Raw genomic sequence first — 25110 nt, 5'->3', positions numbered from 1 at the left:
AAAATAGCTTTTAGTTTGTGGTTATGTTAGATAATAGATTGATTAATTCTATATAAAAATTGAATTAGCTTAAAATCATGATGTTATCAATAGGTATATATAAAGGAGGGGTATACTCTATGAAAAAAATCTATTATTTAGATAGTATTATGATGGCAATATGTATAATACTTTATCTTGTATTTTTTAAGGATATTAAAAATATATTTCACTTTTTAATATTTTCAAGTTATCTTTTATTCAATGTATATATAATTTCTAGATTGCGTTTGGTTAAGAATCTTGATAATGATGTTAAAATGAGTCCTAAATTTAGGGCAGGAAGTATATTTTTATTTTTAGGAAAGCTAATATTTATAGCTCTAATTATACTAATTTATGTGTATAATCAAGAAAGCACACCAACATTTATGTTAGTTTATTGTATGTGTATGTCTTTCTTTATTCTTGAATATACGTACATTGATGATAATAAAATAATAAAGTTGAGCGGAAAATATATTTCATTAAAAGATATATCTTCATATAAAATTATTGGTAATTACAATGAATACATATATCTAAATATTTATAGCAATTCAAGAAGAATATTTAATTGTTCTCCATCTAAAAAGAATTTTGATTTGTTTATTAAAGAACAATTTAGAAATCATAATTCTATATAAAAAATAGCGAGGCTTTATATGTGCCAATAGTTATAGCTGTTTTTTATTTTAGTGATTTGAGAAATAATCAGTTTATTAAAAGTAATGGGGGTTAAAATATGGTTGGAATAATATTTGGTATAGCATTTATTATATTAGGATTAAAATTTATTTATATAGGCTTTGATATAAAAAGAAGTAAGGATATATATAAGATTAAAAATAATATGATAAAGCCTGAGAGTATTAAAGATAAGGAAGGATATTTGAAATTTAACTTTACAATGAATATTATTATAGGTATATCACTTTTTATAAATGGTATAGTTGCATTGCTAGCAGAGTACTTTGTAGCTATTGATAATATATCTAGTAGTGTCAATGCTGTTGTAGCTTTGGTTATAATAGGATGTATTTTTAAATGGATTTTTACAGTAACTAAGTTTAATAAGTGACTAAATTGTTATAAATTCTCAGCCAGTAATTTGGTATAATATAGTTAGTAATCTTATAAAAGGGGAAGTGTAAAAATGTATGCTTTAGCCATTTTAACTGGCATGTGGTTTATAAACCGTTGGATAGAATTAAAGAAAACTAAAAACATAAGAAAGTATGGCTGGGATAATCCTGCTAGAATAAAAGATAAAGAGGAATATACAAATTTAGTTTCAAAAGTATATTTTATTCAAGGTATAACTTTAATATGTTGGGGAGAATTCTTAATAATAGATACATTGTATTTAAATCTACCACTTGAAATCTTAGCAATAATATGTGGTGTGATATTTATATCTGCTTTTATACAAGCAATTATAATTAAAAAGAAAAGACATAAATTCACTTATTGAAATAAAAAGATATAACTAATTGAAGGTAAATAACTTTCAATGGTTATATCTTTTTTATTTAATAATATTTTTAATAAACTAATTTACATATACAGTAACTACTTTATAACTGTAATTTGCATTACCGTCCCCTACACTTATAAGCACTGGATACTGACCAGGTCTATGTGTATCAACATCTCCTGAGTATGTTATAGAGCTAGAAATATCATCTCCATCTATATTTTTTGCTTTAGCATCTAACATATTGTAGTTAAAACTATCGCCTAAACGTAAGTCTAAATATTTAGACGGAATATCTATTGAAGGTGAAGTATAGTTTGGATACATTGAGTTATCAACAAAAACAATAGCTTCACTTGAAGACGTTTTTCCTTCTGAATCGGTAGCAATTGCTGTTACCGTATAAACTCCAGACATGTTAAGATCTACATATCCAACATATTCAACTTTTAAAGGATTACCATGTTTATCAATAGCTTCAGCATGAAGCATTTCATCCATATTATAATTATCCCAATTATAACTTCTAGTTAAATGGAACTCTACAGTAGGCATAAATATAACAGGGTTACCATTATAATTAGGATTATTAGGATAAACGTCATTATTAGGATATTCATCTTCATTAGGGTAAACAGGGTAATTATCATCAATAGGATATTCATCCTCATTAGGAATAACAGGATAATTATCTACAACAGGATCCTCATTATTATCAGGATTTACTGGGTTGATATTATCAACAATCTCAGGTTGTACATTTATAACAGGATTATTATCACCTATCACCTCAGGTTTTACATTTACAACAGGATTAACATTTTGATCTACTCTAGATAATAGAGAAACTGATTCAGCTCTTGTAATACTATTTGTAGGATGTAGATTTTTTAATGTATCACCTTTTAAATAACCACTTTCTATAGCACCTTCTACATATGGTTTTGCCCAATTAGAAACTAGGTGTTTATCTGGGAAAGTATCTAATTTATCATATACATCATCTTGTTGATTTTTTATACTTACAATTATTTTAGATGCTTCCTCTCTAGTGATAGGATTGTTAGGTCTAAAAGTATTATCTTCATATCCGTTTATATAACCAGCTTGAACTCCTATACAAACATCATCATAATACCAATTATTCTGATTTATATCTTTAAAGTTTGAAATACCTTTGTTATTAAATCCAAAGTATTTGTTAACTAATTTTACGAATTCAGCACGAGTGATAATATTATCAGGTCTAAAAGTGCTATCTCCATACCCATTGGCATAAGAATTTTGTATGAATTGATTAATTTCTTTTTGAGCCCAATGTCCATTTATATCATTTACTTTAGTGTCTGCATATGCACTTAATGTAGTTGATAAAATTAACCCTAAAGACAGTGTGCTTATCAAATGTTTTTTCATAAAAACCTCCAAATAAAGTTTAATTTTAAATATTATAGCATAATTTGTAAAAATTTGTCAGTTTTTTTAGAAAAAATAGATAATTATAAAAATTTAAATACTTGGGCTTGGAATTACATCAAAAGAAAGACTAGATGATATTAAATATATAAATTTGGAGGAATCTACTTTTAGAAAAACTCAAGGCATGCTTGAAAATGGGAAAGTTATATCTTTTAAAGAAGGTAGAGCTTTAGAGGTCGAATATGATGTGAAATATAAAACAGAAAATGAACTTGAAGAATCTGGAATAAATTATAGTAGGTATATTTTATCAAAGGATACAGACGGCAATTATAAAATAATAGGTGCTGGTTATTAACATATTGTTACATTTAATACTGGGTTTATAGAGTAAAATATAATTAGAAATAAATTTACATAAAAGGGGTAATGTAGTATGGGTATTACATTAAAAAGATGTTTATTTTCAATAATTTTAATCTGTGCTAGTTTAGTAAGTTTTTTAACTCAATCACATGTAGGGTTTCAAATTTCAATTGCTATAATAGGAGTTCCTATAAGTTTATTATTTTTACTTAGACTAATATTCCCAGAAGTAACAACATTTAATGAAACATCAAATGAGTATAGATATTTATCATGTAAAGAAAAAGCCAGGGTATTATTAACAGTATTTCTAATAATAATTTGGGTAATTGCACAAATTATTTGCTTAACAAAATAAATACAAAAAAGAACTTTGGTTAGTGTACAATTTACAGAAATAGCTCTATGTAAAAATTTTGATAAAGATGGAAATAGAAAAAACTAAGGGGTAACGATTTGTTACCCCTTGATTTATTGTCATTATACATTTTAAATTAGATGTTACTTATGTGATTAATATTTATATATACTATGAATGTTAATTAGAAATATATAATTAAGCAACAAAAACAAAATCAATAATTAATTAACTTTAGGGAATAAGGAGGAATATGATTTTATGAAAAAGAAGAATGAAAACATAAAACCTATAATATATTTCATACTAGGATTTGCTACTTTTATTTGTATTTACATAGTATGGATTATGATTAGTTATAGATATATAGAATAAAATATATAGAGTAAATGGGAGAGAGAATTTAATGAAAAAGTTAACTATAGTTATTATACTATTTGTTTTTTTAACTTGTATAAGTGGATGTAGTAGAGCTAATGAGAAAACAAATTGGAATATGCAATCCATTCAAGGTAGTGGGGGAGCTGTTATTTATTGCTCAAATGAAAATAAAGATAATTATTTAAATGCGACTATCAAAAACATTGTTTGCACACTAGAAAATTCTTCTATCACTATTACGGATAAAGATACAGGTGAAGAATGGATTGGGAAATGTAAAATAATCGAGGAATCTCCACAAATTAACACGACTATATATGAAGTGAAATTTGATAATAATCAAAAAGGTTATATAGGAAAAAGTATTACTAAATACGCAGATAATACACAGGAGAATACATTGATTATTTCATGTGGAGAATATTCATTAAATTTTACTGAAAATACAAATGAAACAAACTGATAAAAATTAATATAAATATATTAAAATTAGAAAATGGAGGGAACTTTATGATTTCGTTTTGGCAAGGTGTATTTCTTATAATAGCTTGGATATTATATTACTTATTGTTAAAAAAATTTATTTTCAATAAACAATTAGATAAATATATACAAGAAGCTAAAGAAAAAGGTGATTACTACCAAAGTGATATCAATGATTACAAAAGATACCTTAAAGCTAAGGGTATAGCATCTACATCAATAGTTGTAGTAGTAACTTTAGGTCTTTGTGTATTTGATTATCTAAGTATAAATATGTGGCTAGTTGAAATAGTAGTTATCTTATCCTTAGCCAAACTAACTGAAATGATAGGTAGTAAAATTGTTAAAAATAAATATCACTTTAAGGTGTAGAAGGAAATTTTAAGTTAAGCTTTGATAACCTTACTTTGATTTGGAGGATGTATGAGAAAAACAATTTTAATTATGTTTTTGATATTCTCAACTTTAGTTATAACAGGCTGTACAAATACTAAAGACACTGAAAAAGTATTATCAAATAAACAGTGGATAGAAGACATAAATTATTTTGACGAACAAATGAAACTAAATCATCCAGACCCATTTATATATTTAGACGAAGAAACTTGGGATGAAAGTATAAAAGAACTAAAATCAGATGTAAGAAAATTATCAGATGTAGATATAGCTTTAAGAATTTCACAAATAGTATCATCTATGAAAGACTCACACACCAGTATACACATACTAAATTTACTTGCACCTGTAGGAAATGAAAAAATAGATAGAAAAGAAATAGTTGAATTTCCAATTAATCTAGAATACTTTGAAGATGGAATAAGGGTTATAGCTTGTGGAAATGAATACAAAGATATATTAGGTTATAAATTATTAGCTATAAACAACACGTCTATAGAAGAAGTTATAGAAAAAGTATCTAAAATTATGCCTTATGATAACTCTCAATTTGCAAAAGGACTAGGCAAAGAGTATTCAAATATATATGAGTATTTAAGATTTTTAGAAATAGTAGACAATAAAGAAGTTGAATACTTATTTGAAAATTCCAAGCAAGAAAAAGTAGTTGTAAAAATGAAAGCTATTAAAAATGCAGACATAGATTATGTAGATATAAATAAAAAGGAAAGTAAAATAAGTGAAAAAGTAAATGATTCAAATGATTTTTATTGGTATAAGTTTTTTGAAGAAGACAATGTTTTATATTTTAAACTTAGTAAAATACTTACTAATCAATTACCCAGTGTAGCTCATATAAACAAAAAAGAACTTCCTAACTACTATGATTTTCACAATAAATTCATAGAAGAAATAAACAATAAAAAACCTGAAAAATTAGTTGTAGACATAAGGCATAACCCAGGTGGAAGTACTGGACTTATAGATTTTATTGCACATGATTTAAAATACAGAATTGATGTAGAAAAAGAAAATATATATGTTATAACTGATAAAAACACTGCTTCAGCCGCTGCTGATTTAGCATGGAGGCTACAAAATGATATGGGAGTAAAAGTGATAGGTGAAGAAACTGGGGGAAATGTAAATTACTTTGGTACAGAAGGCGAAAGTATAGCATTACCTAATTCAAAATTAAAGATTAAACATCCTTATATGTTTATAGAAAATAAAAAGGGGCACGTAGGTGGAGTGAAACCTGATGTAGAAATAATACAAAGCTTTGATGCCTATATGCAGGGAATAGATGATTGTTATGAATATATAAATAATAAATAGGAGCGAAAGCTTCTATTTTTTATATTCAAGATAAGCGACTTTTTACTCAAATAAAATTATGGATAACTTAGGAAATTAATTGATAATAATATATAATAGAAATTGGATTGTAAAATATCAATTTGGGGTATATACCTAATCCACATAATATATAGAAAGGGTTGTAGTATGAAAAAAATATTTAAATTATTAAGTTTATCATTTTGTATAGTAATGGTTTCATTACTTTTTGTAGGGTGTGACAAAAAATCTACTGAAGAAATAAGTTTCCTTAACTATGGTGAAAACATAGACGAAGAAACTATAAAAGAATTTGAAAAAGAATACGGTATAAAAGTTAACGTTGAAACTTTTGACGAGATGGAAACAATGTATCAAAAAGTTAGTAGAAGTGGACTAAGCTATGATGTTATCTTAGTATCTGACCTTTTACTTCCAAGAATGATTAAAGAAGATCTTGTTCAAGAAATCAACAAAGACAAAATACCTAATATAAAACAAATGGATGATGCTTACCTAAATCTAGAAATAGACCCAGGTAACAAATATTCAGTTCCTTATATGTTTGGAACAGTAGGACTAATCTACAACAAAGATGTAGTAAAAGAAAAAGTAGATAGCTGGGACATATTATGGGATGAAAAATATAAAGATAAGGTATTTATGTTTGATACATATAGAGATACTATAGGAGCAGCTTTAAAGAAATTAGGATACTCTTTAAACTCAGAAAATCCTAAGGAAATAGAAGCAGCTAAAAACCTATTAATAGAACAAAGAAAAACAATAAATCCTATATATGGAGTAGACAATGGAACACAAATGATTCCAGCAGGCGAATCTGATATAAATATGATTTGGTCAGGAGAAGGATTAAACCTTCAAGATGAATATCCTAACTTAGAATATGTAGTTCCAAAAGAAGGAGCAAACTTCTGGATTGATAGTTTATGCATACCTCACAATGCTAAAAATGTTGAAGGTGCTGAGAAGTTTATAAACTTTGTAAGTGATAAAGAAAGTGCTTTAAGAATAGCAGACGAAATAGGATATACAACACCAAATAAAGAAGCTAGATTAGAACAACCAGAAAAAGTTAGAAATAATCCTAATGCATATATGCCAAAGGAAATAATGGATAGATGTGAAATCTACAAAGACTTACCAAAGGATGTAAAAAGACTATACGACGACGCATGGATAAACATAAAATCAAGTAACTAAGACAAAAAGGAAAAGCTAGTAAATTAGCTTTTCTTTTTTTGATCAACGGACGAAGTTGTTGGCAACATGAAGTGGTTTGGACACGTAGTGGCTAAAGTAAAGTGAAATTTTTGTTTAAGGATTAGATGATAAGTAGATATAAAATAAACTATAATATAAATATCTATTAAATTAAATCAAGAACAAATAGTAATACTTGAAGATAATGAAGGGAGAAATTAATGAAACACGAGTGGAGAAAAAAAGAAAAAAATTATTATATACCAAAAGCTAAACCTGAAATAGTAGATGTAGAAGAGTTTAAATTTATACAAATAAAAGGAGCAGGAAATCCAAATAGTGAAGAATTCCAAGAAAGAGTAGGAACTCTTTACTCAATAGCCTATGCTATAAAAATGATGCTAAAAAAAGGTGAAACTCCTGAAGGTTATACTGATTACGTGGTTTACCCTCTAGAAGGAATATGGGATTTAACCGAGGAAGCCAAAGAAAAAAATATATTTGATAAAGACGAGTTAGTATACACTATAATGATTAGACAACCGAACTTTATAAGTGATGAAATATTTGAAGAAGGAATAAGAATTGCTAAAAGTAAAAAAGAAAATAAATTATTAGACGAAGTAGAGTTTGTGACTATTGAAGAAGGTATGTGCGTTCAAATAATGCATATAGGTAGCTTTGATGAAGAAGCTAAAACTTTTGAAGTTATGGAAAAATTCTGTGAAGAAAACAACTTAACTATAAAAAGTAAAGCTCATAGAGAAATCTATATATCAGATTTTAGAAAAACAGCACCAGAAAAGTTAAAAACTGTATTAAGATATAGAGTCGAAAAAAATAATGTACAAAAATAAAGGAGTACCGTTTTGGTACTCCTTAATTATTTTCTAAATTATTAACTCTATCTTCTAGTTCACAAACTTTACTCTCTAATAATGTCCTTCTTTGCTTACATTTCTTGATAAAACTATATATAAGAAATGGGATTAATATTAATAAAACTATATTTATTAATTGAAAGAAAAACTCAATTGATATAGACAAAAAAACACCTCCTAGCTTTTAGTAAGTATTATTTTACCATATTATGGAGTTGTAAAATTTAAATAATAGTGCCTTAAAAGAGCATTTTAGTCCAAAATCAAAACACTTAATAATGTATATGGTAATATTTTGAAAGAGATTAAATGTTAAAGGATGATTATTATGGAATATAAAAAGTTATATGAACTTGTAAAAAACTTAAATGGAAAAAACGTAGAAAAAAATAAGCCTGAATTAATGAAATACTTAATTGGTTTAATGATGAATATAAAAGAAATTAATGAAGAAATTTCTTTAGATGAATTACAAGGTTTATTTGATATCTATTTATTAAAACAAGAAGTAAAAAAAGATATTGAAGAAATGGAAGGTAAAAAATTAAGATTTGGACTTTTAACTTATGAGTTTATGAAAGTATATAAAAGCTTTATAGACGATATATCTAATAGAGGATACACTATGGATGCTATCAGTATAACTAAAAATGCTTTAAAGGGCATAGGTGGAGAGTATAGAGAGATTTTAGTAGTTAAAAAGAACATTAAAGATAAAGAAGAAGATTTTTCATATTTATATACAAAAAATCATTTAAATGACTTAATTAATGAATTGAGAAAACACCTAAAACAGAATGAAGAACCAATTTCAAGAGAGCAATTTAATATATTAGGATTAATAGAGTATATAAAAATTGATTTGGATGAAAGGCTTGAAGAAAGTACAAATACAATTTTAAATGAATTAAAAGAAAAAAGTTTAAATGAATTTATGGATGAAAGAAAAGAAGTAGATGATGAATGTGAACAAGAATATGTAAATACATTTAAAGCTTCATATATAGAAGAATTAAAAAGAAGAAAATATGAATGGGCGATTTCAACGGAAAAATTAAAGCAACCATATTTTTTAGAACAATTGTATAGTTACTTAAAAGAGTAGGGAATTAAAGTTGTAAATCTAAAATTATGGGTATGTATAAACTAATTGAATTTAAGAAAAATTGATTGGAGCGGTTTTATGAGTTTACAGGATATAATAATAAGAATTTTACTATCAATACTAATCGGTGGAACAATAGGATACAACAGAGAGCGAGAGAATGTATCGGCAGGATTTAGAACTCATGCATTAGTTTGTTTAGGAGCAACTATTGCAGGATTGATTCAAGTAGAACTAGGACAACTAGCTATAAGTGAAATTACAAAAACTCCAGAACTAGCAAGTGCAATAAAAATAAATGATGGTAGATTTATCGGACAAGTAATATCAGGAATTGGATTTTTAGGAGCAGGAACAATTATAAAAACAAAAGGTTCTGTAAGAGGATTAACAACCGCAGCATCGATATGGTCGGTAGCCTGTATCGGAATAGCTATAGGTGTAGGATTTTATAGGATAAGTATAATAGGTGGACTTAGTATAATAACAGTACTTGTGGTACTTAAAAAAATAGAAGAAAAATTTATAATAAAAGCTAGTAATATGAAATTAAAAATTAAGTATAAAGATAAAAGTGAGGCTATAAAAGAGATAAAAGAATCTATTGATGAATCTCAAGTAAAAATAGAAAACATAGAAGTTTTAAATGAAAATGAATGTATTTACACGCTAAGCAAATCTAAATTAATAGGAGTAAATGAAGTAGTTAGTACATTTATTGAAAACGATAGTGTAGTATCGGTTAGTCAAATATAAAATTACATAGGCATAAATATAAAAAACTAGAAGCGATTCTAGTTTTTTATATTTAGCGAATTATATATTAAAAAAACTAATAACAAGCATTAAATATTACTATTGGAAAATCATTTTTCAAAGTGGTAGAATTATCTTAAATTATCGATGACTTGCTCGAGAAACATGATATAACTAAATAATCATTTTTTGGATTAAGTGCAATCGATATATATAAATATATAAGTTCAATAAAGATTGGGGTAATGATTTATGAAAATTATATTACATGTTAATGAACTAAACAGATGGCACATGGCAATAGGAAACATACAAAACCTATTAAACTTAGATCCAAATGTTGAGTTAGAAATGTTGGTACATGGGGAAGCTATAATCAACTATACAAAAGAAAAAGCTAAGGTACTAAAAGAGTATGAACTACTAAAAGAACTTAGCGAAAAAGGGGTAGTATTTACAGCATGTAACAACACCTTAAAAAAACTAGACATAAGCAATGAAGAACTTTGTGAATTTGTAAAAGTTGTTCCAGCAGGAGTAATGGAGCTTGCACAAAAACAAAGTGAAGGATTCCATTACATAAAACCATAAAAAGGATATAAACTATGCAAATTTTATATTTTTTCATCGCAGTTATTTCAACAATAATAGGATCAGCTGCTGGAATAGGCGGAGGAGTAATAATTAAACCTGCATTAGATGCAATAAGTAACTACCCTCTACCTACTGTAAACCTATTATCATCAGCTACAATATTTGTTATGTCTATAGTTAATGTAATTTATCAAGTAAAAAACAAAAGCAAAATAAATGTTAAAAGCATGCTAACTATAGCAATAAGCTCTATTATTGGTGGAGTATTAGGGCAAAAAATAATGGATATTTTACAAGATAGCAACATAAAAATGAGTGTTATAAATAACGCTCAAAGTATTATGTTAATAATAATATTACTATTAGTTTTTATTTACATGAAAAACAAAGACAAAATAAAAACTTACAACATGAAAAATACATTATTAATAGGACTTGTTGGACTACTTCTAGGATCTATATCAGCATTCTTAGGAATAGGAGGAGGTCCAATTAATGTAGCAGTATTTACAGTATTATTTTCTATGTCAGCAAGTGAAGCTGCAAGAAATTCAATAATTGTAATATTTTTCTCACAAGGATCAAAAATTCTATCAATAGCACTTACAACAGGATTCTCTAGCTACAACCTACAAAGCTTGCCAGTAATGCTTATAGGGGGAATTGCTGGAGGACTTATAGGATATAGACTAAATAAATCTATATCAGAAAAAAATATAATTAGAATATTTGATACAGTCCTTGTAGGAATAGTTATGCTAAATATATACAATATATTTAGATAAATTGTATTTTTATTATATAGAGAGATATCTAAAATTACTTAATTTATGATTAATATATAGACTTTAAAAATATATAAAGGTACCTTGCCGCTTTTATATATTAAAATTTACATATTTATCATAAGTATCCCCCCCGTAATTAGATATCTCTTTTTGTGTTAAATATCATATCTTAATCCCATAAAATTAAATCTTAGTCCAATTTCCAACAATTAAATAAAAAATGTGCTACTATTTAAGTAATTAAAGTATTTGGAGTGAATAGATTGAAAAATAACAAAAAAGATAAAATACCACTAAGTAAGATAAAGTTGGATAAAAAGACCTATAAAGAAGGAAACAAAATATCCGAAGATAATAGCATATCGATAAACTTGATGGTAAGTGGTATGTTAATTGGAACCAGTATGGGACTTATATTAGATAATCTAGAATTGATATCAGTAGGTAGCTTCTTAGGTCTTGGATTAGGATATGTTGTAGAAACTATAATAAAAGTTAGAAAATAAAATGTTAGTATATATAAATTTATAATTTTAGGGGGAAAAAATTTGATAAAAAAGATAATTGAAATATTAAATGATGAACACCAAGAAATACAAGAAAGTCTTGAATATACAGATTTAGACTTATATCGTAAAACGAAATTATTAGTAAACAACTATAACACTTTAAAAGAAACAAATGGAGTGTACGTATCAGGAATAATACTTCAAGGATATGCACTTTCATACACAGTAGAAGGAAAAAGTGTAGATAAAGATAGATTAGAAAAATGTATAGAAACAATAAAAGAAAATACATCTGTATTTTCATCATTTAGAGGACAAAGTATAGTAAACACAGCTAAAGTATTGGCAAATCAAATAAATCCAAAAGAAAGTCTAGATGAAATCGTAGAAATATATGAAAAACTTAAAAGAAATAAATTCTCTTATGGAGAATCTTCAATATTAGTATCTGCTAAAATGTTTGAAAATCAACACAATATGAATGTTGATACTTGTATAGATAAAATGAAATACGTATATGAAAGTATGAGAAAAAATCATCCATTCTTAACATCTACAGATGATTACATAAGTGCTTACATGATAGCTACAAACTCAAAAGATATAGATAACAACTTAGAAAGAATTGAAGAGATATATACATATTTAAATAATAATGGTTTCTACAAAGGAAACACACTACAAAGTTTATCTCATGTACTTTCATTTAGTAAAGATGAAAAAGATTGGGGTAGATGCATAGAAATAAAGGAAGCTCTTAAAAATAATGGGATAAAAGTTGCAGAAGCGGGATATCCAATAATAGGAGCATTAGCACTACTTAATATAAAAGATATGGATAAAATGGTAAAAGAAATAGATATGGTATCAAATGAACTAAAAAAACACTCTGGATACGGAAGCTTTGGGATAGGAGAAGCATATAGAAATATGATAGCTATAAGTATAGTTGCAACTAGATACAAATCAAAATTAAACATGGATACTATGCTTATAAACAAAGTAATAGAAGATATAAATCAAGCTATTAACATAGCTATAATGGCAGCAACTACAAGTGCGATATTAGTAACAGTTACAAATTAAGGGGATAAAAATGATTAGAATTTTCTATATGACAATTGCATATCTTATAACTTATTTAGTATTAGAAAATTTAAATAAAAAATATTTAATAATAGATAAAATAGATTCTAAGCTAAAAAGTAGATTTGAAATTGCAAATAAAAATGGATTTTACATAATGAGTACGGTATTTGCGACTATTGTAATATATATTATTGTATCTAGTTTTATGGATGTACCAGAAGAAGCTATAAGTATTTTTCAAGGTGTAACACTTCCAATAGCAATTATATTTGATAGTAGAAAAAAGGAGTAACGAAATGTTACTCCTTTTTTAATTACCAAATTTTTATAAAAATTTAACAAATTGCTTAAGATTATTTTTTAATTACCGATAATATAGGATTGTATAAAACTTAATAGGCAAACCCGGAGTGATCCGGCGACGCAAAGCTATAGGGACTTTTTGAAAAAAGTTAGCCAGTTGCATAAATTTGATCTTAAAAAGAGCGTCAACATGTAATTGTGATGCTCTTTTATTTAGTTATAGGAGGTTTATTGAATGGTATTACGAAAACAAATGTATTACTAAAACAGGGTATAAAATAATTAATTAGGATAAATGTAGAAACTTAGTGAGGACAAGGGCAGTTCTTATTAAAAAATAACGGGAGATAAGTAAAAATGAAATTTAAAATTGGACTAAAAAGTAAGGACAGAGAGAAAAGTATAAAAACTAAACTTATACTAATAATAGTTAGTTTAGCAGTTATAAGTTGTTTAACTTTAGGAGCAGTAGCAAGTTACTTAAACTACAAATCTGCAAACTCTATATTAAGCGGTTCTGCTGTAGAGGTAACAAAACAAGCTGGAGAAATAGCTTCTCAAAAAATTACAAACTTAAAAAATGCAGCAGTTCAAACAGGGATTATAAAAGAAATATCAGATCCTAAAGTAAGTGTAGAAGAAAAACAAAGTATCATAACTAGACAAGAGAAATTATATGGAGTATCACTTGGACAAATAATTTATGCAGATGGTAAAGATCTTTTCAGTGGAAAAGACTACTCAGGTAGAGATTATTTTAAAATTGGTATGGAAGGGAAAACATATATGAGTTCTCCAGTATTAAGTAAGGTAACAGGAGAACTTGCACTTGTAGTTGCAGCACCTATTTGGGAAAATGGAGTACAAGGTAGTAAAGTAGTAGGAGTTGTAACTTTTGATGCAGATAAAGATTTCTTAAACAAAATAGTTGAAAATATAAAAATAAGTGGAAACAGTTATGCTTATCTTATAAATAGAGATGGAACAACTATAGCTCATAAAAATAAAGAGCTTATAACTAAAGAAAATATTATAAAAGAATCAGAGTCAGAAGCTGAATTAGTACCTTTTGCAGATGCATGCAAAGCAGTTATAAATGGAGAAACAGGATCAATTGACGTTAGCTTACACGATCAAGATTGGATATTAGGATATGCTCCAGTACAAGATAGTGATGGTTGGGGTGTAGCTGTAATGATAAATAAAGCTGACTTCTTAGGAGAAATGTATAAATCTATAATAATAACTGTTATATTAGCTATATTATTTACAGTTATAGCATTTATAGCAGCTATAAGATTCTCTAATAAAATAGCTAACCCACTAAAACAATGTAGTGAAAGATTAAGAAAGTTAGCTGAAGGAGATTTAGAATCAGAAGTACCTGAAGTTAATGAAGATAATGAAATAGGGTTAGTTGCAGGAGCTACAGATACAATAGTTAATGATTTCAGAGATATGATAAGCACATTAACTAACATATTAACTCAAATTAGTGAAGGAAACTTAGATGTTGAAACAGATAATGAGAGATTAAATAGTTTATTTGTAAATGACTTTGAACCTATGTTAACAGCAGTAAACAAAATAGTAGATGGATTAAACCATACTTTAACTCAAATAAATATGGCAGGAGATCAAGTTGCAATTGGTTCATACCAATTATCAGAAGGTGCACAAATGCTTTCTCAAGGGGCTACAGAGCAAGCTAGTTCTATACAAGAACTTTCAGCAACTATAAATGAAGTATCAGACCAAATACAACAAACTGCTCAAAATGCAATAAAAGCAAAAGATATATCTGTTAAATCAAGTGTAGCAACAGATAAAGGTAAGGCACAAATGCAAGAAATGATTGCAGCAATGGATGAAATAAGCAATACTTCAAATGAAATAGGAAACATAATCAAAAACATAGATGATATAGCTTTCCAAACTAATATATTAGCTCTTAATGCAGCTGTAGAAGCAGCTCGTGCAGGAGAAGCTGGTAAAGGATTTGCAGTAGTTGCAGATGAGGTTAGAAACCTTGCAGCAAAATCAGCAGAAAGTGCAAAAGATACAGCAGAGTTAATTGAAAAATCTCTTAAAGCAATAGAAAATGGAACAATAATTGTTTCAGAAACAGCTAAATCACTTGAAGAGGTAGTTGAAGGAGCTAAGAGTTCAGCAGAAGTTATACAATATATTGCAGATGCAAGTAACGAACAAGCTGAACATATCAACCAAGTAAACACAGGTGTTGATCAAATATCAGTAGTTGTACAAACAAACTCAGCAACGGCTGAAGAAAGTGCTGCTGCAAGTGAGGAATTATCAAGTCAAGCTCAAATGCTAAAAGACCTTATAGGACAATTTAAGTTAAAAGACGGACATGATAATTATAAAAATAATGAAATATCATTTGAGAATGAAGAATTTTAAAAATAAATAGATAAGTATTAAAAAGGGGCTATCTCGAAATAGAGTTTAATTATGGGGGAAAAATATACCATTATATATTTATTTTGAGATAGCCCTATATTAATATGCAATAATATGCAATTTAAACAATCCATAATTATCCAATTTGCCTAATGGACTTTTAATTTTAGCAAATTTATTATAAAATTCTTTTTTGGGGATTGTTGCAAGAGTTTGATTAATGTAAATTATAACTATAAAATAGTACCTAAATAAAAAATTCATCTTGTACTTAATAATGTTAAGGTAAAACATAAAATAGGAAGGCAAATTAAGGATGATAAAAAAAATTGATATACTTGTAAATCATAAATTAGGATGCACAAACGACATTGAAGAAAATATGTATATAGAATTAGAAAGAGAACACCGAATAAATTTTTTATTGAAAAATTATGAAAAGTTGAGAAATATCAAAGGTATATGCAAAGACAAAAGCACATTATATATATATGCGCTTACATGTACACTTAGAGGTATATGTATTGATTGTAATAAGATAAATGATAGTATAAAGACAATAAAGGAAAATACACTTGAAAATTCAAACTTTAGAGGTAGTAGCTTAATAAATACAGCTATAGCCATATCAAATACAAAAAATCCTAAAGAAAGTTTAGGAGAAATAATAGATATATATGATAATCTAAACAAAAATAATTGTGAAGAAAATCAATTATTAATATTTATAGCAAATAAAATATTTGAAAATAAAAAACATAGTAGTATTATTAAAAGTATAGAAAAAATGAAATATATTTATGAAAATATAAAAAATAAAGGTGCATTTAGAGAATCTTTAGATGATTATACTCTTGTATATTTAATCGCATCAAACTCAGAACGTATAGATGAAGATTTAAAGTCTGTAGAAAAAATATATGAAAATTTAAGTAAAAATATATTAAAAAGCAGCAATACACTTAAGAGCCTTTCATACGTACTTTCATTTAGTAAAGATTTAAAAGCTGTAGATAAATTTATAAAATTAAAAGAAGCTATAGAAAAAGCTGGTATAAAAATAATTGATTCAGGATTACCTATATTAGGAGGACTATCACTTATTGACATAGATGATATTAGTAAATTGATAAATGAAATCAAAGCATTTTTAGAAAAATTAAAAAAATATGATTTGTGCAATGAAGTTTACTTAAAAGAAGAATATAGAAACATTATAGCTATAGGGTTAGTATTATCTAAATATCATTGTGACATGAAAATGGAATATGCTTTTAGTAAAAAGTCTATAAAAAGCATAAGTCAAGGCATAGACATATCTATTATGTCATCAGCAGCCAGTTCAATTTTAGTAGCTTCTAAGGATATTTAATTAGGTATAAGGTTGTAGGAGGCTTAAATAAAATGAGTTTTTGGGACACAATATTTGAAATAATAAATTCAGTAGCAGGACGAAATGATATACTAGACAATATAATGCTATTTAGCTCACAAAAGCTACCTATAATATTTGCACTAGTAGTGGTTTTATTATATGTTGTCGGGATTATAACAAAAAATAGAAAAGCTAGAGAAGTAGCTGTAAACACAGTAATATTTACATTCTTAAATATGATATTATCGTTTATATTAGGTCATATATTCTATGCTCCAAGACCTTTTGTAAAAGATAAAGGAGCAACTTTATTATATCCACATGAAGCAAATTCATCATTTCCAAGTGACCATTCACTAGCTAGTATGAGTATTGCTTTAGGATTAAATAAATATAGCAAAATACTAGGAACGATAATGATAATTTTATCTGTATTAATGGGAATATCTAGAGTATATGTAGGGCATCACTATCCGCAACATGTACTAGGTTCTTATGTAATAGCGGTTATAACAAGCTATTTATACAATAAATATTTAAGTACTAAATTTAGAAACTTGTATTTTAATATAGAAAAAAGAACGCCTATACTAAAAGGTTTAGTAAAGAAGAAACATAGATAAAAATAAGGGGTACCGATTTGGTACTCCTTATTTTTTTGTATATGTAGATGGATATATGGAAAATCTAATAGAAAATAAATAACAGGAGATGAAAAAATGGAAGAAAAAATATTGACTTGTTATGCAGATGAATGTGTATATAATAAAAATTTAAAATGCCAAGCTGGAAGTATACTTATAGGAAATCCATCAGCAATGACAACTTCAGAAGCAAGATGTAAAACTTATGAAAAAGGTGAAAATAAATCATTTCAAAGCCAACTAAATGATTACTTATCTGAAACTGTTGCTGTAAGATGTACTGCTAAAAATTGTGAGCACCATAACTCTAAGATGTGTAAAGCTAGAGAATTAAAAATTAATGATAGAACAGGTAGTTGTGAAACTTTCACACCTAACTATAGAATATTATAATGAAAATTTTAGTTCCTATAAAATCAAAAATAAAACCTATAGAGGTTGATGAAGAAATAAAAAAATTTAAGAAAATACATAAAAGTCCATATAGCCAAACTTATTATGATACAGATGATATATCCTGGGAACATAAACCAGAAGGAAGTCTAAGAATATCAGACCACTGGAACTTTGAATCTAAAGGAAAAAAACATTGTGAACTTTATAATTTAGATTCATATATAGAAAACAAATGGATATTAGCACAATATAAAGAGGGTAAGTATCATATATTAAAAGAGTTTGGAGAAGGTATAGATGGATATATTTATAAGTCTTTACACAAGGTAGAAATAGAAACTCTAAAATATTTATATGATATTGGTGGAATAGAGAAAACTTATAATTTTTATAAAAAATATAATGTAAGACCAACTTTCACAAGAGAAGGTTATATAAAAAACGTAAAGAAATTAAATAAGTATATATCTATAGACAGACTAAGAAAATTTAAAAGTAAAAAACCAAAAGCTAAAAAAATTATATTTATAGAAGATATGTATTTAGAAACTTTAGATAAGATATTTAGTATATATGAAAAAAGCTATGAATTAGAAAACTTACTTAAATTAAATGATACTGAAACTTTTATAAAAAACTATGGAGCATATGAATTGAAAGCAGGAAGAGAAGAAAGTTTAAAGGAAATTTACACTTTAGTATTAGATAAAAACATAGCTATAGACTTTGATTAATTTATAAATCAACACACTTTTATTTTTAAAATTATATATAAAAATTTATTAATACAAAGAAAAAATACTAGATATGAACTATACTTATATAAAGTTAAATGGGGGGATTTTAATGGAATTTATAATAAGACCAGTAAAACCAGAAGATTCAAAGGATATACATGAACTTAGAAGAATGAAAGATGTAATGGAAAATACTTTGGCTATAAGTAGTTTAAGATTAAGTTCAACTTTAAAGCACACAGAGAACTTAGATGCAAACACTCATGTATTTGTAGCTGAGGTAAATGAAAATGGTAATAAAAAAGTAGTAGGTCTTGCGAGTATGAATGTAAATACATCTCCAAGAATAAGACACAGTGCAGGTATAGGTATAAGTGTTCATACAGATTATCAAAGCAAGGGTATAGGTAGAAAATTAATGGAAGCCTTACTAGATTTAGCTGACAATTGGCTTATGTTAGTTAGAGTTGAATTAGGAGTTTATCCTCACAATGAAAAAGCTTTAAGACTATATGAATCTTTAGGCTTTGAAAAAGAAGGAATAAAAAAATATGCTGCTATAAAAAATGGGGAGTATGTAGATGAAATAATAATGGGTAGATATAACAAAAAACTAATTAAAAACTAGACTGAATAATGATTTTAAATTACTAGTAGGGGGACTGGTATGGAACAGAAGATAAACACTTTGACAAAGAACTATTCAGCACTTAGGAACATAAAGGTTGCATCTTGGATGGGATTAATATTACATGGATGCGCACTTAAATATACAGTACAAGGCAAAATTATAGAACCTAAAAAAGTAAATGAAGGATTAAAACTCATAAGAGAAAACACATCGATATTTTCAGATTTTAGAGGCAATAGCTCAGTAAATACAGCTATAGTATTATCATTTCAACAAAATCCAAGAATAAGTTTAGAACATATAATAGATATACATAAAAAGCTAAGAAAAAAGAAATTTTACTCTAGCGATTCATTGGCACTAACAGCCAACACCATATTTGAAAATCAAGAAAAAATTGATATAGATGAATGTATAGATAAAGTAAAACTTATACACGAAGCTATAAGACAAAGTAACTCTAGTTTGACAGCTATAGATGACTATAGAATTGCATGTGAAATAGCTATAAATTCTAAAGATATTAGTAAAAGTTTACTAGATATGCAAAATGCTTATGAGTATTTAGTAGAAAATGGATTTAATAAAAATAGTACAATACAAAGTTTAGCATATATACTTTCTCAAAGTAATAAAAGGCGTATTTGGGATAGTTGTACTAATATAAAAAAAGAATTAGACATAAATAAATTTAAGCTACATGAATATGGCTATCCATTAATAGGAGTAATGGCATTATTAGAAACTGATGATATAAAATCTATTATAAATGAATCAAAGAATACATCTAAAAAGTTAAAAGAATATAAAGGTTATGGAGATTTCGTATTAGTAGATAAATATAGAAATATGGCTGCAATTATAATTGTAATATCAAAATATATAGAAGGAATCGATAAAAGCAACTATATAGTAACAGATGTAATAGATAATATTGATTATATTATGGATATGGCAGTGAATGTAGCAACGACAAATACTATAGTTGTAAATAACTGTCCTAGTTAAAAAAATAAGCTATATCAAAAGTTATTTTAATTAATTCTATAACTTTTAATATAGCTTATTTAAATTTCTATTTTTCTATTTTATCTTCTATATCAGATTTATAATCATCAAATTCATCTTCAACTTCATCATCATCAAGAGATTCTTCTCCTATAGTTTGACCAAGTAAACCTTCATTTGATTCAAATGATTTACTTAAGTTAGGATTTATAGCAGCTAAGAATAATTTAATAAAGTTATTAAGCACATAGAATATAACATAAGTTGCAATGAAAATTTCCATATCACCTAAAAGTTTAAATACACTACCATTAAAACCTAATCCATTAACATAAGCACTAGTTTTATACATTGCTAAAACACTAATAGCTAATGGGAAGGTAAGTGCTGCATATATTGGTTTAAATCCTTTTCTAATAAACTCAGTTATATAAGTATAAACTAAAACTAAATTAAATAAAGAAGTTATTATTAAAAATCCTAATACATATGGGTTTGGATTTTCAAATGAAGTTATATAACCAACAATACAAAGACTTGCAGGGGCAGCCATAACACCTATAGTTGGAAGCTTATGTTCTTCTATCTTTTCACATTTATAAACTCTATAAAGCATAACTGGCCATGCTACAACATACCAGAAAAATCCAAAATAGAATAAATACTTAGCTAAAACTGGGTATCCCATTCCTGTACTTGATGCACAAGCAACAACAACTCCTATTAAAATTACAAACCAACTTGGAACCATATCTGTAACTTTAAAATTCTTAAATCTAAAGCCTAAAAATACAACAAATAAAATTAAGTGTATAGCTATGCATAAAAGCCATAATGCTTTAGCAAATGTAGGAGCCACATCTAAGAAATATGATGCTATTAACAAACCTGCCATATCAATTGTAGGATAAAAACTTCCTAACACTGGATTTTTTAGTTCCTCTAAAATTTTCTTAGGATATAGCACGATTCTTAATAACATAAGCGATAAAGCACAAATAGCAAAGATTATTGAAATTGGTTTTAAAAATTTTATTCCATTTATTAACCAACAATTGCTTAAAGTTATGAATGCAAGTGAAGTACCACATATACCTATTGGATAATTCTCTAATTTTTTTAATAATGAGTTCATTAAAAACACCTCCTGATAGTTTAATACACTGAAATATAATATCCAAAACAGTATTTTGTATACAAAACAATTTGAATATATTATAAAAATCATTAAAAAAATTAATAGTAATCGGATTCTATTATATAAAATAGGAGTTAAAAAGTATAAAAGAATATTTTAAAAGACAATACTAAATATGATATAATAAAATTTACGGAAAATAGCAATTTTAAAAGGAGCGTGTACATAAATGAAATGGGCAGAAATAACTATTAAAACAACAACTGAAGCAGTTGAAGCCATAACTAATATATTATATGAACAAAATGTAGGTGGAGTATCTATAGAAGATCCTAAGGACTTCAAATTCCAAAAGAAAAATGAATACGACTGGGACTTTGTTGAAGAAGAAATATTTAACAGTGGATATGACGGAGTTATAATAAAAACTTACATAACTGAAGAAAGAGACGTTACGGATGATATTAAATTAATAAAAGAAAAAATAGAAGGTTTAAAAGAGTTCGGAATAGATATAGGAGAAGCTATAGTAGAACTTTCTCAAGTTGATGAAGAAGATTGGGCTAATGAGTGGAAAAACTACTACAAGCCAACTAAGATAGGTGAAAAAATAGTAGTAAAACCTACTTGGGAAGAATATGAAGCTAAAGATTCTGACTTAATAATAGAGTTAGATCCAGGTATGGCATTTGGAACAGGAACTCACGAAACTACAAGTATGTGTATAAGAGAGTTAGAAAAATACGTTAAGCCAGAATCTAAAGTATTTGATATAGGATGCGGAAGTGGAATACTTGGTATAGCTGCTGCAAAACTTGGAGCTAAAGAAGTATTAGCAGTAGACTTAGATGAAGTAGCAGTAAAAGTATCTAAAGAAAATATAGAGTTAAACAAAGTTGAAGCTAACGTAACAGCTCTTCACGGAAACTTAATGGAAGTTGTTAAGGATAAAGCTGACATAGTAGTAGCTAACATAATAGCTGATATAATAAAACTTTTAGCAAAAGATATCAAAAACTTCATGAAAGATGATGCAGTATTCATATCTTCAGGTATAATACACGCTAAAGTTGACGAAGTTAAAGAAGCTTTAGTAGAAAATGGACTAGAAATAGTACATGTAGAATCTTTAGGTGAATGGAACGCTATAGTATCTAAAATAGCAAAGTAGGTGAACTTCATGGATAGATTTTTTGTAGAAAAGAAAAATGTAAACCTAGAAAACAATACTTGTTTAATCGAAGGTGAAGATGTTAAGCACATATCTAAAGTTTTAAGATGTAGAATTGGAGAAAACTTAGAAATATGCGATAACGACAATAATGAGTATATATGCGAAATAACTAATATAGATAAGTCTCAAGTAGAATTAAATATATTAGAGCGTGTCGATATAAAAAGAGAATCGGACTTAAAAATAAAAGTATATCAAGGTCTTCCAAAAGGTCCAAAAATGGAAATGATACTACAAAAACTAACAGAAGTAGGAGTAGACGAAATAATACTAGTTGAGACTAAAAGAACTGTAGTTAAAGTAGATAACAAAAAAGAAGACAAGAAAATCGAAAGATGGGAAAGAATAATATACGAAGCAGCTAAGCAAAGTAAGCGTGGTAAAATACCTACATTAAGAGGTGTTTTAAGTTTTAAAGAAGCTTTAGCTGATATGAAAGAAAATGACTTTAATATAGCACCATACGAAAACGAAAGAACTAAATCGATTAAACAAGCTATAAAAGGTTTAGACATAAATAACATAGGTATTTTCGTAGGTCCAGAAGGTGGATTTGAAGATACTGAAATACAAGCTATAGAAGAAATAGGTGGACAGTCAGTATCTCTTGGACCAAGAATACTAAGGACTGAAACGGCATCACTTGTGGCCTCTTCTATAGTGTTATATGAATTAAGCGACTTAGGAGGAAATGCATAGTGAAAAAGGTAGCTTTTTATACTTTAGGATGTAAAGTAAATCAATATGAAACAGAAGCTATGCTTGAGATGTTCAAAAAAGATGGATACACTCAAGTAGACAGCGAAGAATTTGCTGATGTTTATGTTATAAATACATGTACAGTAACACATATGAGTGATAGAAAATCACGTCAATATATAAGAAGAATGAAAAAGAAAAACCCAGACGCTATAATAGCTGTTGTTGGATGCTATTCTCAAGTTTCTCCAGAAGAAATACTTGAAATAGAAGAAGTAAACTTAGTAATGGGAACTAACGAAAGAAGACAAATAGTTGAAGAAATAAAGAAACTTGACGCTTCTAAAAAAGCTAGTACAGTTGACGATATAATGAAAGTAAGAGCTTTTGAAGAAATAGAAATAAATCAAGCTAATGGAAGAACTAGAGCATTTATGAAAATACAAGATGGATGCGATAGATTCTGTTCTTACTGTATAATACCTTACGCTAGAGGTGGAAAAGTAAGAAGTAGAGATTTAGAAAGTGTAGTAAATGAAGCTAAAAAACTAGCTGATAATGGATACACAGAAATAGTTTTAACAGGTATTCACGTTGCATCTTATGGAAAAGATGTAAAGGATGCTGAAGTTAATTTATTAAGCGTTATAAAAGCTATAAATGAAATAGAAGGCGTGAAAAGAATAAGATTAAGTTCTGTAGAGCCTGTATTAATGACAGATGAGTTTATAGATGAAGTTTCTAAAATGCCAAAAGTATGTCCTCATTATCATTTATCACTACAAAGTGGATGTGATGAAACTTTAAAGAGAATGAACAGAAGATATACTACAAAAGAATACAAGGAAATAGTTGATAAATTAAGAGAAAAAATGCCTAATGTGGCAATAACTACAGATGTAATAGTAGGGTTCCCTGGAGAAACTAATGATGAGTTTAATCAAACTTATAAATTCTTAAGTGACATTAAACTTTCACAAATGCATGTGTTTAAATATTCTCCAAGAAAAGGAACACCTGCAGCTACAATGGAAAACCAAATAGATCCGCAAATGAAACAATTAAGAAGTGATAAGTTAATAGCATTAAACAAACAAAACTTCAATGAATTTGCAACTAGATTTATAGGAGACGAGTTTGAAGTATTATTTGAACAAAATGTAGAATCAAATAAATACGAAGGTTTAACACCTAACTATATAAGAGTAGTTGTAGAAAGTAATGAAGATATTCATGGTAAAATACTAAAAACTAAAATATCTGACGTAAAAGATGAATACGTAGAAGGAATTTTAGTATAATATGTAGAAATAATAAGTCTTATAGATGGGAGGTGTAG

30 protein-coding genes and 1 riboswitch are annotated in these 25110 nt (G+C 27.2%); of the genes, 27 read left to right on the top strand and 3 right to left on the bottom strand.

The features are described 5' to 3' along the window. Window positions 1-119: 119 nt before the first annotated feature. The 3 genes from ACEXNK_RS11310 (at window position 120) to ACEXNK_RS11300 (ending at window position 1492) form a co-directional block, all read left to right on the top strand. On the top strand, window positions 120-665 hold the full coding sequence (locus ACEXNK_RS11310; protein ID WP_373598647.1) for a hypothetical protein: 546 nt from the start codon (window positions 120-122) through the stop codon (window positions 663-665). A gap of 98 nt (window positions 666-763) precedes the next feature. Then, window positions 764-1099 carry a hypothetical protein gene (locus ACEXNK_RS11305; RefSeq protein ID WP_373598646.1) on the top strand — a complete coding sequence of 112 codons (336 nt, stop codon included), beginning with the start codon at window positions 764-766 and terminating at the stop codon, window positions 1097-1099. 75 nt (window positions 1100-1174) lie between these two features. Beyond that, window positions 1175-1492 carry a hypothetical protein gene (locus ACEXNK_RS11300; protein WP_373598645.1) on the top strand — a complete coding sequence of 106 codons (318 nt, stop codon included), beginning with the start codon at window positions 1175-1177 and terminating at the stop codon, window positions 1490-1492. Between the two features lie 78 nt (window positions 1493-1570). Here ACEXNK_RS11300 and ACEXNK_RS11295 read toward each other — a convergent pair whose 3' ends face one another. After that, window positions 1571-2911: an S-layer homology domain-containing protein gene (locus ACEXNK_RS11295; RefSeq protein WP_373598644.1), complete on the bottom strand. Its 1341-nt coding sequence runs from the start codon at window positions 2909-2911 to the stop codon at window positions 1571-1573. Window positions 2912-3065: 154 nt separating this feature from the next. Between ACEXNK_RS11295 and ACEXNK_RS11290 the strand changes: the two genes are divergently transcribed. From ACEXNK_RS11290 to ACEXNK_RS11260, 7 genes are all read left to right on the top strand, one after another. Then, window positions 3066-3272, top strand: coding sequence for a hypothetical protein (locus ACEXNK_RS11290; RefSeq protein WP_373598643.1), 207 nt, complete (start codon window positions 3066-3068; stop codon window positions 3270-3272). Between the two features lie 78 nt (window positions 3273-3350). Continuing rightward, complete coding sequence (locus tag ACEXNK_RS11285; RefSeq protein WP_373598642.1) at window positions 3351-3638, top strand: hypothetical protein; 288 nt, start codon at window positions 3351-3353, stop codon at window positions 3636-3638. A gap of 406 nt (window positions 3639-4044) precedes the next feature. Then, complete coding sequence (locus tag ACEXNK_RS11280) at window positions 4045-4482, top strand: hypothetical protein (RefSeq protein WP_373598641.1); 438 nt, start codon at window positions 4045-4047, stop codon at window positions 4480-4482. Window positions 4483-4529: 47 nt separating this feature from the next. Beyond that, window positions 4530-4874 carry a hypothetical protein gene (locus ACEXNK_RS11275; protein WP_373598640.1) on the top strand — a complete coding sequence of 115 codons (345 nt, stop codon included), beginning with the start codon at window positions 4530-4532 and terminating at the stop codon, window positions 4872-4874. A gap of 51 nt (window positions 4875-4925) precedes the next feature. Then, window positions 4926-6236, top strand: coding sequence for a S41 family peptidase (locus ACEXNK_RS11270; RefSeq protein ID WP_373598639.1), 1311 nt, complete (start codon window positions 4926-4928; stop codon window positions 6234-6236). 168 nt (window positions 6237-6404) lie between these two features. After that, on the top strand, window positions 6405-7460 hold the full coding sequence (locus ACEXNK_RS11265) for an ABC transporter substrate-binding protein (RefSeq protein ID WP_373598638.1): 1056 nt from the start codon (window positions 6405-6407) through the stop codon (window positions 7458-7460). 221 nt (window positions 7461-7681) lie between these two features. Further along, the gene (locus ACEXNK_RS11260; protein WP_373598637.1) at window positions 7682-8317 is read left to right on the top strand and encodes a GyrI-like domain-containing protein; all 636 of its coding nucleotides are present in this window, start codon (window positions 7682-7684) and stop codon (window positions 8315-8317) included. A 22-nt stretch (window positions 8318-8339) separates the two neighbouring features. On the opposite strand, the gene ACEXNK_RS11255 is transcribed toward ACEXNK_RS11260, so the two are convergent. Continuing rightward, window positions 8340-8507, bottom strand: a complete 168-nt coding sequence (locus tag ACEXNK_RS11255; RefSeq protein WP_373598636.1) for a hypothetical protein — start codon at window positions 8505-8507, stop codon at window positions 8340-8342. 162 nt (window positions 8508-8669) lie between these two features. On the opposite strand from ACEXNK_RS11255, the gene ACEXNK_RS11250 reads away from it, so the two are divergent. The 14 genes from ACEXNK_RS11250 (at window position 8670) to ACEXNK_RS11185 (ending at window position 20700) form a co-directional block, all read left to right on the top strand. Further along, the gene (locus tag ACEXNK_RS11250; protein ID WP_373598635.1) at window positions 8670-9446 is read left to right on the top strand and encodes a hypothetical protein; all 777 of its coding nucleotides are present in this window, start codon (window positions 8670-8672) and stop codon (window positions 9444-9446) included. A 78-nt stretch (window positions 9447-9524) separates the two neighbouring features. Beyond that, entirely contained in the window at window positions 9525-10202 is a 678-nt protein-coding gene (locus ACEXNK_RS11245) for an MgtC/SapB family protein (protein WP_373598634.1), read from the top strand. A gap of 252 nt (window positions 10203-10454) precedes the next feature. Then, window positions 10455-10793, top strand: a complete 339-nt coding sequence (locus ACEXNK_RS11240; protein ID WP_373598633.1) for a DsrE family protein — start codon at window positions 10455-10457, stop codon at window positions 10791-10793. A gap of 14 nt (window positions 10794-10807) precedes the next feature. Further along, complete coding sequence (locus ACEXNK_RS11235; RefSeq protein WP_373598632.1) at window positions 10808-11581, top strand: TSUP family transporter; 774 nt, start codon at window positions 10808-10810, stop codon at window positions 11579-11581. Between the two features lie 266 nt (window positions 11582-11847). After that, window positions 11848-12090, top strand: a complete 243-nt coding sequence (locus tag ACEXNK_RS11230; protein ID WP_373598631.1) for a hypothetical protein — start codon at window positions 11848-11850, stop codon at window positions 12088-12090. Window positions 12091-12132: 42 nt separating this feature from the next. After that, on the top strand, window positions 12133-13179 hold the full coding sequence (locus ACEXNK_RS11225) for a DUF4003 family protein (protein WP_373598630.1): 1047 nt from the start codon (window positions 12133-12135) through the stop codon (window positions 13177-13179). Between the two features lie 10 nt (window positions 13180-13189). Continuing rightward, the gene (locus ACEXNK_RS11220) at window positions 13190-13474 is read left to right on the top strand and encodes a hypothetical protein (RefSeq protein ID WP_373598629.1); all 285 of its coding nucleotides are present in this window, start codon (window positions 13190-13192) and stop codon (window positions 13472-13474) included. Window positions 13475-13570: 96 nt separating this feature from the next. Further along, window positions 13571-13650, top strand: a riboswitch (cyclic di-GMP riboswitch). Between the two features lie 192 nt (window positions 13651-13842). After that, entirely contained in the window at window positions 13843-15909 is a 2067-nt protein-coding gene (locus ACEXNK_RS11215) for a methyl-accepting chemotaxis protein (protein WP_373598628.1), read from the top strand. 316 nt (window positions 15910-16225) lie between these two features. Then, window positions 16226-17281: a DUF4003 family protein gene (locus tag ACEXNK_RS11210; protein ID WP_373598627.1), complete on the top strand. Its 1056-nt coding sequence runs from the start codon at window positions 16226-16228 to the stop codon at window positions 17279-17281. Window positions 17282-17313: 32 nt separating this feature from the next. After that, window positions 17314-17907 (top strand): phosphatase PAP2 family protein, encoded by a 594-nt coding sequence (locus tag ACEXNK_RS11205; RefSeq protein ID WP_373598626.1) that lies wholly within the window; start codon window positions 17314-17316, stop codon window positions 17905-17907. Between the two features lie 96 nt (window positions 17908-18003). Continuing rightward, window positions 18004-18321 (top strand): DUF1540 domain-containing protein, encoded by a 318-nt coding sequence (locus ACEXNK_RS11200; protein ID WP_373598625.1) that lies wholly within the window; start codon window positions 18004-18006, stop codon window positions 18319-18321. Beyond that, window positions 18321-19058 carry a hypothetical protein gene (locus tag ACEXNK_RS11195; protein ID WP_373598624.1) on the top strand — a complete coding sequence of 246 codons (738 nt, stop codon included), beginning with the start codon at window positions 18321-18323 and terminating at the stop codon, window positions 19056-19058. Before ACEXNK_RS11200 ends, ACEXNK_RS11195 begins: the two co-directional genes overlap by 1 nt. Before the next feature lie 112 nt (window positions 19059-19170). Then, window positions 19171-19689, top strand: a complete 519-nt coding sequence (locus ACEXNK_RS11190) for a GNAT family N-acetyltransferase (RefSeq protein ID WP_373598623.1) — start codon at window positions 19171-19173, stop codon at window positions 19687-19689. 39 nt (window positions 19690-19728) lie between these two features. Continuing rightward, window positions 19729-20700: a DUF4003 family protein gene (locus ACEXNK_RS11185; RefSeq protein WP_373598622.1), complete on the top strand. Its 972-nt coding sequence runs from the start codon at window positions 19729-19731 to the stop codon at window positions 20698-20700. Window positions 20701-20767: 67 nt separating this feature from the next. Here ACEXNK_RS11185 and ACEXNK_RS11180 read toward each other — a convergent pair whose 3' ends face one another. Further along, window positions 20768-21835: a TDT family transporter gene (locus tag ACEXNK_RS11180; RefSeq protein ID WP_373598621.1), complete on the bottom strand. Its 1068-nt coding sequence runs from the start codon at window positions 21833-21835 to the stop codon at window positions 20768-20770. 232 nt (window positions 21836-22067) lie between these two features. On the opposite strand from ACEXNK_RS11180, the gene prmA reads away from it, so the two are divergent. Genes prmA through mtaB form a run of 3 tightly spaced genes read left to right on the top strand, consistent with a single transcriptional unit; the run spans window position 22068 to window position 25072 of the window. Then, window positions 22068-23009 carry a 50S ribosomal protein L11 methyltransferase gene (prmA, locus tag ACEXNK_RS11175; protein ID WP_373598620.1) on the top strand — a complete coding sequence of 314 codons (942 nt, stop codon included), beginning with the start codon at window positions 22068-22070 and terminating at the stop codon, window positions 23007-23009. Window positions 23010-23018: 9 nt separating this feature from the next. Further along, complete coding sequence (locus ACEXNK_RS11170) at window positions 23019-23771, top strand: 16S rRNA (uracil(1498)-N(3))-methyltransferase (RefSeq protein ID WP_373598619.1); 753 nt, start codon at window positions 23019-23021, stop codon at window positions 23769-23771. Further along, window positions 23771-25072 (top strand): tRNA (N(6)-L-threonylcarbamoyladenosine(37)-C(2))-methylthiotransferase MtaB, encoded by a 1302-nt coding sequence (mtaB, locus tag ACEXNK_RS11165; RefSeq protein ID WP_373598618.1) that lies wholly within the window; start codon window positions 23771-23773, stop codon window positions 25070-25072. The genes ACEXNK_RS11170 and mtaB overlap by 1 nt, the downstream gene beginning before the upstream one ends. Window positions 25073-25110 lie beyond the last annotated feature (38 nt).

This window comes from Paraclostridium bifermentans, from assembly GCF_964259345.1.
GTDB lineage: Bacteria > Bacillota > Clostridia > Peptostreptococcales > Peptostreptococcaceae > Paraclostridium > Paraclostridium bifermentans_B.
Note: the sequence above shows the minus strand (reverse complement) of the source record. Positions and strands in the feature narration are given on the sequence as shown.

What these genes read in the sequence shown, in the direction of transcription:
- ACEXNK_RS11310 (WP_373598647.1), top strand. Translation starts at nt 120, where the DNA reads ATGAAAAAAATCTATTATTTAGATAGTATTATGATGGCAATATGTATA.
- ACEXNK_RS11305 (WP_373598646.1), top strand. Translation starts at nt 764, where the DNA reads ATGGTTGGAATAATATTTGGTATAGCATTTATTATATTAGGATTAAAA.
- ACEXNK_RS11300 (WP_373598645.1), top strand. Translation starts at nt 1,175, where the DNA reads ATGTATGCTTTAGCCATTTTAACTGGCATGTGGTTTATAAACCGTTGG.
- ACEXNK_RS11295 (WP_373598644.1), bottom strand. Translation starts at nt 2,911, where the DNA reads ATGAAAAAACATTTGATAAGCACACTGTCTTTAGGGTTAATTTTATCA.
- ACEXNK_RS11285 (WP_373598642.1), top strand. Translation starts at nt 3,351, where the DNA reads ATGGGTATTACATTAAAAAGATGTTTATTTTCAATAATTTTAATCTGT.
- ACEXNK_RS11280 (WP_373598641.1), top strand. Translation starts at nt 4,045, where the DNA reads ATGAAAAAGTTAACTATAGTTATTATACTATTTGTTTTTTTAACTTGT.
- ACEXNK_RS11275 (WP_373598640.1), top strand. Translation starts at nt 4,530, where the DNA reads ATGATTTCGTTTTGGCAAGGTGTATTTCTTATAATAGCTTGGATATTA.
- ACEXNK_RS11270 (WP_373598639.1), top strand. Translation starts at nt 4,926, where the DNA reads ATGAGAAAAACAATTTTAATTATGTTTTTGATATTCTCAACTTTAGTT.
- ACEXNK_RS11265 (WP_373598638.1), top strand. Translation starts at nt 6,405, where the DNA reads ATGAAAAAAATATTTAAATTATTAAGTTTATCATTTTGTATAGTAATG.
- ACEXNK_RS11260 (WP_373598637.1), top strand. Translation starts at nt 7,682, where the DNA reads ATGAAACACGAGTGGAGAAAAAAAGAAAAAAATTATTATATACCAAAA.
- ACEXNK_RS11250 (WP_373598635.1), top strand. Translation starts at nt 8,670, where the DNA reads ATGGAATATAAAAAGTTATATGAACTTGTAAAAAACTTAAATGGAAAA.
- ACEXNK_RS11245 (WP_373598634.1), top strand. Translation starts at nt 9,525, where the DNA reads ATGAGTTTACAGGATATAATAATAAGAATTTTACTATCAATACTAATC.
- ACEXNK_RS11240 (WP_373598633.1), top strand. Translation starts at nt 10,455, where the DNA reads ATGAAAATTATATTACATGTTAATGAACTAAACAGATGGCACATGGCA.
- ACEXNK_RS11235 (WP_373598632.1), top strand. Translation starts at nt 10,808, where the DNA reads ATGCAAATTTTATATTTTTTCATCGCAGTTATTTCAACAATAATAGGA.
- ACEXNK_RS11220 (WP_373598629.1), top strand. Translation starts at nt 13,190, where the DNA reads ATGATTAGAATTTTCTATATGACAATTGCATATCTTATAACTTATTTA.
- ACEXNK_RS11215 (WP_373598628.1), top strand. Translation starts at nt 13,843, where the DNA reads ATGAAATTTAAAATTGGACTAAAAAGTAAGGACAGAGAGAAAAGTATA.
- ACEXNK_RS11210 (WP_373598627.1), top strand. Translation starts at nt 16,226, where the DNA reads ATGATAAAAAAAATTGATATACTTGTAAATCATAAATTAGGATGCACA.
- ACEXNK_RS11205 (WP_373598626.1), top strand. Translation starts at nt 17,314, where the DNA reads ATGAGTTTTTGGGACACAATATTTGAAATAATAAATTCAGTAGCAGGA.
- ACEXNK_RS11200 (WP_373598625.1), top strand. Translation starts at nt 18,004, where the DNA reads ATGGAAGAAAAAATATTGACTTGTTATGCAGATGAATGTGTATATAAT.
- ACEXNK_RS11195 (WP_373598624.1), top strand. Translation starts at nt 18,321, where the DNA reads ATGAAAATTTTAGTTCCTATAAAATCAAAAATAAAACCTATAGAGGTT.
- ACEXNK_RS11190 (WP_373598623.1), top strand. Translation starts at nt 19,171, where the DNA reads ATGGAATTTATAATAAGACCAGTAAAACCAGAAGATTCAAAGGATATA.
- ACEXNK_RS11185 (WP_373598622.1), top strand. Translation starts at nt 19,729, where the DNA reads ATGGAACAGAAGATAAACACTTTGACAAAGAACTATTCAGCACTTAGG.
- ACEXNK_RS11180 (WP_373598621.1), bottom strand. Translation starts at nt 21,835, where the DNA reads ATGAACTCATTATTAAAAAAATTAGAGAATTATCCAATAGGTATATGT.
- prmA (WP_373598620.1), top strand. Translation starts at nt 22,068, where the DNA reads ATGAAATGGGCAGAAATAACTATTAAAACAACAACTGAAGCAGTTGAA.
- ACEXNK_RS11170 (WP_373598619.1), top strand. Translation starts at nt 23,019, where the DNA reads ATGGATAGATTTTTTGTAGAAAAGAAAAATGTAAACCTAGAAAACAAT.